This is a genomic window from Isoptericola halotolerans (genome assembly GCF_045689585.1).
GTDB lineage: Bacteria > Actinomycetota > Actinomycetes > Actinomycetales > Cellulomonadaceae > Isoptericola > Isoptericola halotolerans_B.
The window spans coordinates 2,396,107-2,408,217 of record NZ_CP140108.1 but is presented as its reverse complement, the minus strand read 5'-3'; the positions used below and the strand labels follow the sequence as shown (position 1 = coordinate 2,408,217).

The window sequence follows — 12,111 nt, the reverse complement described above, 5'->3', positions numbered from 1 at the left end:
TCGTCCGACTGCCCCTGGAGAGGTTGTCGGGCGGACCACCGGCGCTGCGTGGGTGCTACTTCTTGCCGTAGCGAGCCTGGAACCGGGCGACGCGGCCACCCGTGTCGAGGATCTTCTGCTTGCCCGTGTAGAACGGGTGGCAGGCGCTGCAGACGTCGGCGGCGATCTTTCCCGACTTCTCGGTGCTGCGCGTGGTGAACGTGTTGCCGCAGGTGCAGGTGACCTCGGTCGCGACGTACTCGGGGTGGATACCGGACTTCATGATGCTCCTTGGTGTGATGCCGCCGGGTCGCCTCGCAGGACCGCGAGCCGTGAACCGGTCGACCGACGAACCATTGTGCCAGAACGCCTGCACTCCCGGGGATGTTCCCGGGTGTGACGTGGGATCAGATCGTCTCGCCCGGGTCGCCGTCCGACAGCCCCGACGGGGTGGTCTTCTGGACGTGCAGGAGGAACTCGACGTTGGTCTTGGACTTCTTGAGCTGGCCGAGCAGGAGCTCGATGGCCTGCTGCTGGTCCAGCGCCCCCATGACGCGGCGCAGCTTGTAGACGATCCCGAGCTCGTCCTTCGACAGCAGGATCTCCTCGCGGCGGGTGCCGGACGCGTTGACGTCCACGGCCGGGAAGATCCGCTTGTCCGCGAGGTTGCGGGACAGGCGCAGCTCCATGTTGCCGGTGCCCTTGAACTCCTCGAAGATCACCTCGTCCATCTTCGAGCCCGTCTCGACGAGCGCGGAGCCGAGGATGGTCAGCGAGCCGCCCTCCTCGATGTTCCGGGCGGCGCCGAAGAACTTCTTCGGCGGGTAGAGCGCCGCGGCGTCCACACCACCGGAGAGGATGCGGCCCGACGCCGGCGCGGCCAGGTTGTAGGCACGCGACAGGCGGGTGATGGAGTCGAGCAGCACGACGACGTCCTGGCCCAGCTCGACGAGACGCTTGGCGCGCTCGATGGCCAGCTCGGCGACGATCGTGTGGTCCGAGGCGGGGCGGTCGAACGTCGAGGCGATGACCTCGCCCTTGACCGTCCGCTCCATGTCGGTGACCTCTTCGGGCCGCTCGTCCACGAGCACCACCATGAGGTGGACCTCGGGGTTGTTGGCCGTGATCGCGTTGGCGATCTGCTGCATGATGATCGTCTTGCCGGCCTTCGGCGGCGAGACGATGAGGCCGCGCTGGCCCTTGCCGATCGGCGCGACGATGTCGATGACTCGCGGCGTGAGCCGCGTCGCCTCGGGGTTCTCGAGACGCAGGCGGTCCTGCGGGTACAGCGGCGTCAGCTTGTTGAACTCGGCACGCTTGCGCGCCTCGTCCGGCGTCATGCCGTTGACCGTGTCCAGGCGCACGAGCGCGGCGAACTTGCTGCGCACGTTCTTGCCGGTCTGGGTGCCACCGCTGGGCGGCTCCTCGCCCTCGCGCGGCTGCCGGATCGCCCCGACGACGGCGTCACCGCGGCGCAGGCCCGACTTGCGGACCTGGTTCAGGGAGACGTACACGTCCTTCGGCCCGGGCAGGTAGCCGCTCGTGCGCACGAAGGCGTAGTTGTCGAGGATGTCGAGGATGCCCGCGACGGGCAGCAGGACGTCGTCCTCGCGGACCTCGACCTCCTCCGGGCCGAGGTCCGGTGCGCCTCCACGGCCGCCACCCTGACCGCCTCGGTTGCGCTTGCGGTCGCGGCCCCGGTCACGACCGCGACGGCGACGCGAACCGTTGCGGTCCTGCTGGTCGCCGCGCTGACGGTCCTGCTGGTCACCGCCGCGCCCGCCCGGCCCGCGGTCGTCGAGGTCGCCACCCTGGTCGGAGCTCTTCGGCGCGTTCTGGTTGCCCTGACCGCCCTGGTTGCCCTGGTTGCCGTTCTGGCCGGGCTGCCGGTCACCACGCTGGCGCTGTCCGCGCTCGCGGGGGGCTGCCACGGCGTCGGCGAGCTCGGCGAGCCGGGCCTCCCGGTCCGCGCCGCTCTCGCCGGGCTGCTCGCCGGCGCCGCCGGTCGGCCGGGTGGCGCGGCGACGCCGCTGGCCGGACTCGGCCGGGGCGTCGGTGCGCACCGTCGGTGCGTCCGTCGCGGCCGCCGCGACCGGAGCGGCGCTCGACGCCTGCTCCACGGTGCGTGCGGCGTCACCCGCCGGGCGCTTCTCGCGCTTCTCGGCGGGCGGCGTCTGCGCGCTGCGCTGCTCGGCGGCCGGGGCTGCCGCGCCACCGCGTCGGGCACGGATGGTCTCGGCCAGGTCTCCCTTGCGCATGCGGCTCGTGCCCTTGACGCCCATCTGGGACGCCAGTGCCTGGAGCTCGGCAAGCTTCATCGAGCTCAGGTTGTCGTTGGTGTTCGTCACGAAGGACCCTTCCCCCTCGTATGCGGACCGACGGTGTGAACCGCTCGGGCCGGGGTGGTGGGCGTCCGGGCGCAGGGGGCGCCTGGACGCGGAACCTCACGTCAGTGGTACGACGACATCGGCTGGCGAGGTTGCTGTCGGCCTTCTGCACGGGACGTCGGTGGCGTTGGAGCTGCCGCCGCGAACTGACACTCCTCGGACTGCGACGACGCGCGCGATGACGCGGTGCAGTGTGGGGTGGGTGCCGTCGAACCCGAATCCGAGCGCGACCCCGAAGGCTTGATTCATGCTATCACTCCTGCGCGACGCTCCGGCACGTCGCCCCGGTCCCGTCGATCGCCAGGTCGGCGACCCGCCACCCCGCTCCTCCGACCCGGTCCGCACCGAGGTCTCCGAGCAGGTCGGACAGCACCGTGTCGAGCGCGGTCCGCTGCTCGGCGACGGCGAGCACGAGCACCGTCGGCCCGGCGCCCGAGACGGTCGCCGCCAGCCCTGCGGCCCGCAGCGCACGCACCAGCTCCGCCGTCGACGCCATCACCTCGGCCCGGTAGTCCTGGTGGAGCCTGTCCTCGGTCGCGTCGAGCAGGAGCTCCGGGCGCCGGGCGAGCGCCTCGACGAGGAGGGCCGCTCGCCCGGCCGTGAACGCGGCGTCGGCGTGCGGCACCTGGTCCGGCAGCACGCCCCGCGCCCGGCTGGTGGCCAGCCGGACGTCCGGCACGAGGACCGTCGCCCGGACCCGGGGGTCGACCTCGAGGTCCACCGCACGCGGCCCCTGCGGCCCCGACCAGGCCAGCGTCGCACCGCCACGCAGCGCGGGGGCGGCGTTGTCGGGGTGCCCCTCGAACGCGGTGGCGATGCCCAGCATGGTCCGGGCGTCCAGGACGTGCGGGTCGGCGAGCAGCCCCCGGGCCGCGACGATCCCGGAGACCACCGCCGCCGCCGAGGAACCCAGGCCGCGCCCGTGCGGGATCCTGTTCGTGCACCGCAGGTGGACCCCGGTCAGCGGCGCCCCGGCCGCCTCCAACGTGTGCTGCAACGCCCGCACCACGAGGTGGTCCGCGCCGTCGGGCACCTCACCGGCACCCTCGCCGACGACCTCGACCGTGACGTCGTCGCTCGCGACGAGCCGGACCTCGATCTCGTCGTGCAGGCCGAGGGCGAGGCCCATCGCGTCGAAGCCGGGGCCGAGGTTCGCGCTCGTGGCGGGGACGGTGACCAGCACGTGGTCGGCGCCGAGCCTCATCTCACTCCAGCCCGAGCGCGTCGGCGACCGACACGACGTCGGCGGTGACGCGGGTCGGGGCGACCTCCCCGCCGTCCGGCGTCCGCAGGGCCCACTGCGGGTCCTTGAGGCCGTGCCCCGTCACCGTGACGACGACCCGGGCGCCGGCCGGCACCAGCCCGCGCTCCGCCCGGGCGAGCAGGCCCGCGACGCCGGCCGCGGAGGCCGGCTCCACGAACACCCCGACGTCGGCCGAGAGCACCCGGTGCGCGGCGAGGATCTCCTCGTCGGTCACCGCCTCGATGACGCCACCGGAGTCGTCGCGCGCCGCCTCGGCCTGCGCCCAGGAGGCCGGGTTGCCGATCCGGATGGCCGTCGCGACGGTCTCCGGGTCCACCGGGTGGCCCTTGACGATGGGCGCGGCACCCGCCGCCTGGAAGCCCCACATCGCCGGGGTGCGGGTCGCCACCGCCTGCGGCGCGGTGCCCGGGCCGTCGTCGCTGGTCGCGATGCCCGCGTACTCGCGGTAGCCCTTCCAGTACGCCGTGATGTTGCCGGCGTTGCCCACCGGCAGGGCGTGGATGTCCGGGGCGTCGCCGAGGGCGTCGACCACCTCGAAGGCACCGGTCTTCTGCCCCTCGATGCGGTCGGGGTTGACCGAGTTGACCAGCTCGACCGGGTAGGCCTCGGCCAGCTTGCGCGCCACCACGAGGCAGTCGTCGAAGTTGCCGTCCACCTGCAGCAGCACGGCGCCGTGCGCGATCGCCTGGCTCAGCTTGCCCATCGCGATCTTGCCGTCCGGCACCAGCACCGCGCAGGTCATGCCCGCCCGGGTGGCGTACGCCGCCGCCGACGCGGAGGTGTTTCCCGTCGAGGCGCACACGACGACCTTCGCTCCGCGGCCGGCGGCCGCCGACATCGCCGTCGTCATGCCCCGGTCCTTGAACGAGCCGGTGGGGTTCATGCCCTCGACCTTGACGTACACCTCGGCACCCGTGCGCTCGGAGAGCACGGGGGCCGCGACGAGCGGGGTGCCGCCCTCCCCCAGGGTGACGATCTTCTCGGCGACGTGGGCCGGCAGGCGGTCGGCGTACTCGGTGATGACACCCCGCCACTGGTGTGCCGGCATTCTCAGACTCCCTCGACTCGCAGGACGGACGTGATCTGACGGACGGGATCGAGCCCGTCCAGGGCCGCGACGGTCGCGGCCAGCGACGCCTCGCGCGCCGCATGGGTGGTGATGACCAGCCGCGCGACGGGCTCGGTCTCCTCGGGCTCGACCTCGGCCGACGGCTCGGACGACGGCTCCGCCTCGAACGACGCCGTGAGCGCCTCGCTCTGGCGCACCGTGTCGATGGAGACGCCGTGGTCGGCGAGCACCCCGGCGACCTGGGCCAGCACGCCGGTACGGTCCGCGACCTCGAGCCGGACCTGGTACCGCGTCACGGCGGCGTCCGCCGAGAGCACCGGCAGCGAGGCGTACGCCGACTCCCGCGGCCCCTTGCCGCCGACGAGCCGGTCGCGGGCGGCGGACACCAGGTCGCCGAGCACGGCGGACGACGTCGGCCGGCCCCCGGCGCCCTGGCCGTAGAACATCAGCGGACCGGCGGACTCGGCCTCCACGAAGATGGCGTTGAACGCGCCCCGGACCGCGGCCAGCGGGTGGTCGGTCGGGACGAGCGCCGGGTGCACCCGCGCCGCGACGCCCTCCGAGGTCCGCTCGGCGATGGCGAGCAGCTTGAGCACGTAGCCGGTCCGGCGCGCCCACTCGACGTCCTCCGTGGTGATCGCCCGGATGCCCTCCCGGGCGACCTGGTGGATCGAGACGCGGGTGTGGAAAGCGAGCGACGCCAGGATCGCAGCCTTGGCCGCGGCGTCGAACCCGTCGACGTCGGCGGTCGGGTCGGCCTCGGCGTATCCGAGCTCCTGAGCCCGCTGGACGACGTCCTCGAGGTCGAGCCCCTGGCTGGTCATCTCGTCGAGGACGTAGTTCGTGGTGCCGTTGACGATGCCCAGGACCCGCTGGACCTGGTCGCCGGCCAGCGACTCGCGCACGGGCCGCACGATCGGGATGGCACCGGCGACGGCCGCCTCGAAGGAGAGGTCGGCCCGAGCGGCGTCCGCCGCCTCGAAGAGCACCGGGCCCTGCTCGGCCAGGAGCTGCTTGTTCGCCGTCACGACGCTCGCGCCCCGGTCGAGGGCCCGCAGGATGAGGGTCCGGGCCGGCTCGATGCCGCCCATCAGCTCGACGACGACGTCCGCCTCGGCCACCAGCGCCTCGGCGTCCTCGGTGAGCAGCTCGGGCGGGATGCCCTCCCGCTGCCGGGACGCGTCGCGGACCGCGATGCCGACCAGCTCGAGGGGCGCCCCGGCACGGGCGGCCAGCTCGGTCGAGTTTTCCAGCAGGCCGCGCGCCACCTCGGTCCCCACCACGCCGCAGCCCAGCAGGACGACGCGCAGGGCGCGATCCTCGGTGCGCGAGGTGCCCGACGGTGCGGGCACGGCGGGCGGGTCAGCTGCAGCAGGCACGAAACCACCTTGGTCGAGGTCGGGGAGGACGTGGCTCAGGATAGCCGTGGCCGACCGGCCGCGGGCCACCGTCCCGGATGGTGAGGACGCTCAGCCCTGGTCGAGCGCGAGCAGGTCCTCGACCGTCTCGCGGCGCACGAGGACCCGGGACGTGCCGTCCGCGACGGCGACCACCGGCGGGCGGGCCAGGGCGTTGTAGTTCGAGGCCATCGAACGCCCGTAGGCACCGGTCGCCGCCACCGCCAGCAGGTCCCCGGCACGCACGTCGCCCGGCAGCATGACCTGGTGGACGACGACGTCGCCGCTCTCGCAGTGCTTGCCCACCACGCGGGCGAGCACGGGGACGGCGTCCGACGTCCGGCCCACGAGCTCGGCGTGGTAGTCGGCGCCGTACAGCGCGGGACGGATGTTGTCGCTCATGCCGCCGTCCACCGAGACGTACAGGCGGGTGAAGGTCCCGGCCGCGTCGTCCGACACCGTGACCGGCTTGACGGTCCCCACCGTGTAGAGGGTCAGCCCGGCCGGCCCCACGATCGCTCGCCCGGGCTCGATCGAGAACCGCGGCAGGGGCGTGCCCAGCTCGCGGGAGATCGCGGCGACGGCCTGAGCCACCGAGACCGCCACCGGCGCCGGCTCGAGCGCCTCCTCGCCCGGCAGGTAGGCGATGCCGTACCCGCCGCCGAGGTCGACCTCGGCCACGAGCACCCCGGTACGGGCCGACAGGTCGGCGCGCAGCTGCAGCACCACGCGCGCCGCCGCCTCGAAGCCCGACGGCTCGAGGATCTGCGAGCCGATGTGCGAGTGGATGCCCAGCAGCTCCAGCTCGGGCCGAGCCACGACGGCATCGAGGGCCGCGAGCGCCGGCGAGGTGCCGCCGTCGGGCCCCGGGTTCACCGAGAGCCCGAACTTCTGGTCCTCGTGGGCCGTCGAGATGTACTCGTGGCCGCCCGCGTGCACGCCCGTGGTGACCCGCACCATGACCGGGGCGACGACGCCGCGCGACGCCGCCAGACCGGCCACGCGCTCGATCTCCACGAGCGAGTCGACGATGATGCGCCCCACGCCGGCGTCGAGCGCGGCGAGGACCTCGGCGTCGGACTTGTTGTTGCCGTGCAGCCCGATCGCGGCACCCGGGACGTCGGCGCGCAGCGCCACCGCGAGCTCGCCGCCCGAGGCGGTGTCGACCCGCAGCCCCTCCTGCGTGGCCCAGCGCGCGACGGCGACCGTCAGGAGCGCCTTGCCCGCGTAGTAGACGTCGACCCCGGCACCCACCGCCGCGAAGGCGGCCTCGAACGCCGACCGGTACGCCCGCGCCCGTGCGCGGAAGTCCGCCTCGTCCAGCACGTACGCCGGGGTGCCGTGCTCGGTCGCCAGCCCGCTCACCGGGACGCCGGCGACCTCGACCTCGCCGTCCGCGCGCCGCCGGACGCCCGAGGACCACGGCGCGCCCGCCGCGCCCGGACCGCCCACCGGGAGCGCCGTGGGCCGCCCGGCCTCCGGCGCGGCGCTCACATCCGCTCCGGCGCGGTCACGCCGAGCAGGTCCAGGCCGTTGGCGAGCACCTGGCGCACCGCGTCGTTGAGCCAGAGGCGGGTGCGGTGGGTGTCCGTGACGTCCTCGTCGGGGTAGGGCAGCACGCGGCGGTCCTTCTGCTGGTACCAGGTGTGGTAGTCGCCCGCGAGCGCCTCGAGGTAGCGCGCGACCCGGTGGGGCTCGCGGAGCTCGGCCGCCTGCGCGACGATCCGCGGGAACTCCGTCAGACGGCCGAGCAGCGCCGCCTCGGTCGCGTGGTCGAGGAGCGACGGGTCGAAGCCGTCCTGGCGGGACACGTCGCGGTCGGCGGCGTTGCGGTCCACCGCGCACGTCCGCGAGTGCGCGTACTGCACGTAGTAGACGGGGTTCTCGTTCGTGGCGCGGGTGAGCAGGTCCAGGTCGAGGTCGATCGTGGAGTCGACCGACGACCGTGCGAGCGAGTAGCGGGCGGCGTCCACACCGACCGCGTCGACCAGGTCCTCGAGCGTGACGACGGTGCCCGCCCGCTTGGACATGCGGACCGGCTGACCGTCCTTGACCAGGTTGACCATCTGGCCGATGAGGAGCTGGAGATTCTTGCCCGGCGTGTCACCGAACGCCGCGCACACCGCCAGCATGCGTCCGACGTACCCGTGGTGGTCCGCGCCGAGCATGATGATGACCTCGTCGAACCCCCGCTCGCGCTTGTCGAGGTAGTAGGCGATGTCACCGGCGATGTAGGCGGCCTCGCCGTCCGACTTGAGGACCACGCGGTCCTTGTCGTCACCGAACTCGGTGGTGCGTAGCCACGTGGCGCCGTCCTTCTCGAACATCCGGCCGGCGTCCCGCAGGCGGTCGACCGCACGGTCCACGGCGCCGGACTCGTGCAGGGAGTCCTCGTGGAAGTAGACGTCGAAGTCGACGCCGAAGTCGTGCAGCGACGCCTTGATCTCGCCGAACATCCGGTCGACGCCGCGGGCACGGAAGACCTCCTGGGCCTCCGCGTCGGGCAGGTCGCGCGGGTCGGGCCCGCCGGCAGCCACCGCGTCGGCGACCACGGCGTCCGCGATCTCGGAGATGTACTGGCCGCCGTACCCGTCCTCGGGCGCCGCCTCGCCGCGGGCACGGGCGAGCAGCGACCGGGCGAAGCGGTCGATCTGCGCGCCGTGGTCGTTGAAGTAGTACTCGCGCGCCACCTCGGCGCCGCTCGCCTCGAGCACCCGCGCCAGCGCATCGCCGACGGCGGCCCACCGCACGCCGCCGATGTGGATCGGCCCCGTGGGGTTCGCCGAGACGAACTCCAGGTTGACCCGCTTGCCGGCCTCCGAGTCGCCACGACCGTAGGCGGCACCCGTCTCGACGATCGTGCGCGCCAGCTCACCGGCCGCGGCGGCGTCGAGCGTGATGTTGAGGAACCCGGGGCCGGCGACCTCGACGGCCTTGATGCCCGGCGTCTCACCGAGGCGGTTCGCGAGCTCCTCGGCGAGGGACCGCGGCGACGTGCCCGCCTTCTTCGCGAGCTGCAGCGCCACGTTGGTCGCCCAGTCACCGTGCTCGCGCTGGCGGGGTCGCTCGACGTGCACCGACGCCGGGAGCGCGTCGGCGGGGAGCGCGAGGGCGCCGTCGGCCACGGCCGAGGCGAGGGCGGTGCTGAGTGCTTGCGAGAGCTCGTCGGGTGTCACCGGGGGATTCTATCGGCCCGGAGGCCGGCGCCGACCTCCGTCCCGCGGTCCTGTTTCCGACCTGCGCACGCGCGGTGATAGTCTCGGTCACCGTGCCGAAGGGTCGCCGTGTGCGAACCGTCCGGTACCCGCGCCTGTAGCTCAGTGGATAGAGCGTCTGCCTCCGGAGCAGAAGGTCGGGGGTTCGAGTCCCTCCAGGCGCACCACAGAGGCCCGTAGCGCGAGATGTCGCGGTACGGGCCTTCGTCATGTCCGGGTGGAGTGCCCGGCGCCGCGGGCCCGACCGCTTGGACGCCGTCGCACCCACACGTTAGGTTCCAAGCAGCAGCCGACGACGACGACGCGTGGTTCCGCTCGACCCTGCGGGACGCACGGCCACCAGCTCCCCGCGACCCGGAGGACCCATGATCGACCACACCGTGCGCACCTACGGACCGGACGAGCCACTGGCCCGCACCGACCAGCTCGCCTGGAAGATCGCGGAGGTCGCTACCGAGCGGAGCGAGCCGACCGACGCGGTGACCGACATGGTGATCAACCGCGTCATCGACAACGCCGCCGTCGCGACGGCGTCGCTCGGGCGGGCACCGATCCTGGCGGCTCGGGCACAGGCGGAGGCTCACCCCGTCTCGCGCGGGGGCACCGGTGCCACGATCGTCGGCAGCCGCGAGCGCACCAGCCCCGAGTGGGCGGCGTGGGCCAACGGGGTGGCCGTGCGCGAGCTCGACTACCACGACACCTTCCTGGCCGCGGACTACTCGCACCCGGGCGACAACGTCCCGCCGATCCTCGCCGTCGCCCAGCACCTCGGGCGCGATGGCGCCGACCTGCTGCACGGCATCGTCACCGGCTACGAGATCCAGGTGGACCTGGTCAAGGGCATCTGCCTGCACGAGCACAAGATCGACCACGTCGCGCACCTCGGTCCCAGCGCCGCGGCGGGCATCGGGACCCTGCTCGGCCTGTCCACCGAGGCCGTCTACCAGGCGGTCGGGCAGGCGTTGCACACCACCACGGCCACGCGTCAGTCCCGCAAGGGCGAGATCTCGACGTGGAAGGCGCACGCGCCGGCGTTCGCCGGGAAGATGGCGATCGAGGCGGTCGACCGGGCGATGCGCGGGCAGACCTCCCCCAGCCCGATCTACGAGGGTTCCGACGGGTTCATCGCCTGGCTGCTCTCCGGACCCGAGGCCCGCTACGCGGTGCCGCTCCCCGAGCAGGGCGAGGCCCGCACCGCGATCCTCGAGACGTACACCAAGGAGCACTCCGCCGAGTACCAGGCGCAAGCCTGGATCGACCTCGCCCGGCGGCTCGGCACCGAACGGCCCGAGCTGCGCGACCCGGGCCAGGTGCGTTCCGTCGTGCTGCACACGTCCCACCACACCCACTTCGTCATCGGCTCCGGCTCCGGCGACCCGCAGAAGTACGACCCCACGGCGAGCCGGGAGACGCTCGACCACTCGATCCCGTACATCTTCACCGTGGCGCTGCAGGACGGCGCCTGGGACCATGCGGCCAGCTACGCGCCGGACCGCGCCGGACGTCCGGACACCATCGAGCTGTGGCGCAAGGTCACCACGGCCGAGGATCCCGAGTGGACCCGCCGGTACCACTCGGCCGACCCGGCCGAGAAGTCGTTCGGCGGACGCGTCGAGATCGAGCTCGTCGACGGCGAGCGCGTCGTCGAGGAGATCGCCGTGGCCGACGCCCACCCGCTCGGTGCGAGACCGTTCGGCCGCGAGCAGTACGTCGCCAAGTTCCGCGCCCTGGCCGACGGCGTGCTCGCCCCCGGGGAGGTCGAGCGCTTCCTCGACGTGGCCCAGCGCCTGCCGGAGCTGACCGCGGACGAGCTCGCCGGGCTCACCGTGACCCCGGCCGACGACCCGGCGGCACGGGCCGCCGTCGTGCCCGGGATCTTCTGATGCTGTACTCGACGCTCAATCCGGCGGCGAAGCGTGCCGCGTTCCGCGAGCGCCTCGGCTCGGGCGAGCTGCTGCAGCTCCCCGGCGCGTTCAACCCGCTCTCCGCCCGGCTGATCGAGGCCAAGCGGTTCGACGGCGTCTACGTCTCGGGTGCCGTCGTCGCGGCGGACCTGGGCCTGCCCGATGTGGGCCTCACCACGCTGAGCGAGGTCGCTGGCCGCGCGGGCCAGATCGCCCGGATGACCGACCTGCCGACGCTCGTCGACGCGGACACCGGGTTCGGCGAGGCGATGAACGTCGCCCGGACCGTCCAGACGATGGAGGACGCCGGCGTCGCGGGCCTGCACATCGAGGACCAGGTCAACCCCAAGCGGTGCGGCCACCTCGACGGCAAGCAGGTGGTCGACGACGCGACGGCACTGCAGCGCGTCCGCGCGGCCGTCACGGCCCGCCGCGACGAGAACCTGCTGATCATGGCCCGCACCGACATCCGGGCCGGCGCCGGGCTGCAGGTCGCGATCGACCGGGCCCGGGCCCTCGTCGACGCCGGGGCCGATGCCGTCTTCCCTGAGGCCATGCGAGACCTCGGCGAGTTCGAGGCGATGGCGTCCGCGCTCGACGTGCCCGTCCTGGCCAACATGACGGAGTTCGGCAAGTCGGAGCTGTTCACGGCCGCGCAGCTTCGCGACGCCGGGGTGGCGCTCGTGATCTACCCGGTCTCCCTGCTGCGCCTGGCGATGGGCGCCGCCGACCGCGCCCTCGACGCGCTGCGCGCCGAGGGGTCGCTCACGTCGCAGGTGCCGCACATGCAGACCCGCGCCGAGCTCTACGAGCTCCTCGACTACCCGGCGTACAGCACGTTCGACGCCGGCGTGTACGACTTCTCCCTGGAGGGCCACCACCACTGAACCGCGAGG

The 12,111-nt window shown here is 73.3% G+C and carries 9 protein-coding genes and 1 tRNA gene; 3 read left to right on the top strand and 7 right to left on the bottom strand.

Going from position 1 to position 12,111, the window contains the following annotated elements:
- Positions 1–55: 55 nt before the first annotated feature.
- The 7 genes from rpmE to argS form a co-directional block, all read right to left on the bottom strand.
- Positions 56–262, bottom strand: coding sequence for a 50S ribosomal protein L31 (gene rpmE / locus UQW22_RS11155; protein ID WP_407317058.1), 207 nt, complete (start codon positions 260–262; stop codon positions 56–58).
- Positions 263–386: 124 nt separating this feature from the next.
- On the bottom strand, positions 387–2,297 hold the full coding sequence (rho, locus tag UQW22_RS11150) for a transcription termination factor Rho (RefSeq protein WP_407320786.1): 1,911 nt from the start codon (positions 2,295–2,297) through the stop codon (positions 387–389).
- Positions 2,298–2,619: 322 nt separating this feature from the next.
- Complete coding sequence (gene thrB / locus UQW22_RS11145; protein ID WP_407317057.1) at positions 2,620–3,570, bottom strand: homoserine kinase; 951 nt, start codon at positions 3,568–3,570, stop codon at positions 2,620–2,622.
- A gap of 1 nt (position 3,571) precedes the next feature.
- Entirely contained in the window at positions 3,572–4,678 is a 1,107-nt protein-coding gene (gene thrC / locus UQW22_RS11140) for a threonine synthase (protein WP_407317056.1), read from the bottom strand.
- Between the two features lie 2 nt (positions 4,679–4,680).
- Positions 4,681–6,051: a homoserine dehydrogenase gene (locus tag UQW22_RS11135; RefSeq protein ID WP_407320785.1), complete on the bottom strand. Its 1,371-nt coding sequence runs from the start codon at positions 6,049–6,051 to the stop codon at positions 4,681–4,683.
- A gap of 117 nt (positions 6,052–6,168) precedes the next feature.
- Positions 6,169–7,590 (bottom strand): diaminopimelate decarboxylase, encoded by a 1,422-nt coding sequence (lysA, locus tag UQW22_RS11130; protein WP_407317055.1) that lies wholly within the window; start codon positions 7,588–7,590, stop codon positions 6,169–6,171.
- Complete coding sequence (gene argS, locus UQW22_RS11125; protein WP_407317054.1) at positions 7,587–9,272, bottom strand: arginine--tRNA ligase; 1,686 nt, start codon at positions 9,270–9,272, stop codon at positions 7,587–7,589. The genes lysA and argS overlap by 4 nt, the downstream gene beginning before the upstream one ends.
- A 130-nt stretch (positions 9,273–9,402) precedes the next feature.
- Between argS and UQW22_RS11120 the strand changes: the two genes are divergently transcribed.
- The 3 genes from UQW22_RS11120 to prpB all read left to right on the top strand — a co-directional run bounded on the left by UQW22_RS11120 (position 9,403) and on the right by prpB (position 12,102).
- Positions 9,403–9,478 (top strand) — tRNA-Arg (locus tag UQW22_RS11120).
- A 198-nt stretch (positions 9,479–9,676) separates the two neighbouring features.
- Positions 9,677–11,194, top strand: coding sequence for an MmgE/PrpD family protein (locus UQW22_RS11115; RefSeq protein WP_407317053.1), 1,518 nt, complete (start codon positions 9,677–9,679; stop codon positions 11,192–11,194).
- The gene (gene prpB / locus UQW22_RS11110; RefSeq protein ID WP_407317052.1) at positions 11,194–12,102 is read left to right on the top strand and encodes a methylisocitrate lyase; all 909 of its coding nucleotides are present in this window, start codon (positions 11,194–11,196) and stop codon (positions 12,100–12,102) included. Before UQW22_RS11115 ends, prpB begins: the two co-directional genes overlap by 1 nt.
- Positions 12,103–12,111: the final 9 nt, after the last annotated feature.

What these genes read in the sequence shown, in the direction of transcription:
- rpmE (WP_407317058.1), bottom strand. Translation starts at nt 262, where the DNA reads ATGAAGTCCGGTATCCACCCCGAGTACGTCGCGACCGAGGTCACCTGC.
- rho (WP_407320786.1), bottom strand. Translation starts at nt 2,297, where the DNA reads ATGAAGCTTGCCGAGCTCCAGGCACTGGCGTCCCAGATGGGCGTCAAG.
- thrC (WP_407317056.1), bottom strand. Translation starts at nt 4,678, where the DNA reads ATGCCGGCACACCAGTGGCGGGGTGTCATCACCGAGTACGCCGACCGC.
- prpB (WP_407317052.1), top strand. Translation starts at nt 11,194, where the DNA reads ATGCTGTACTCGACGCTCAATCCGGCGGCGAAGCGTGCCGCGTTCCGC.
- UQW22_RS11115 (WP_407317053.1), top strand. Translation starts at nt 9,677, where the DNA reads ATGATCGACCACACCGTGCGCACCTACGGACCGGACGAGCCACTGGCC.
- thrB (WP_407317057.1), bottom strand. Translation starts at nt 3,570, where the DNA reads ATGAGGCTCGGCGCCGACCACGTGCTGGTCACCGTCCCCGCCACGAGC.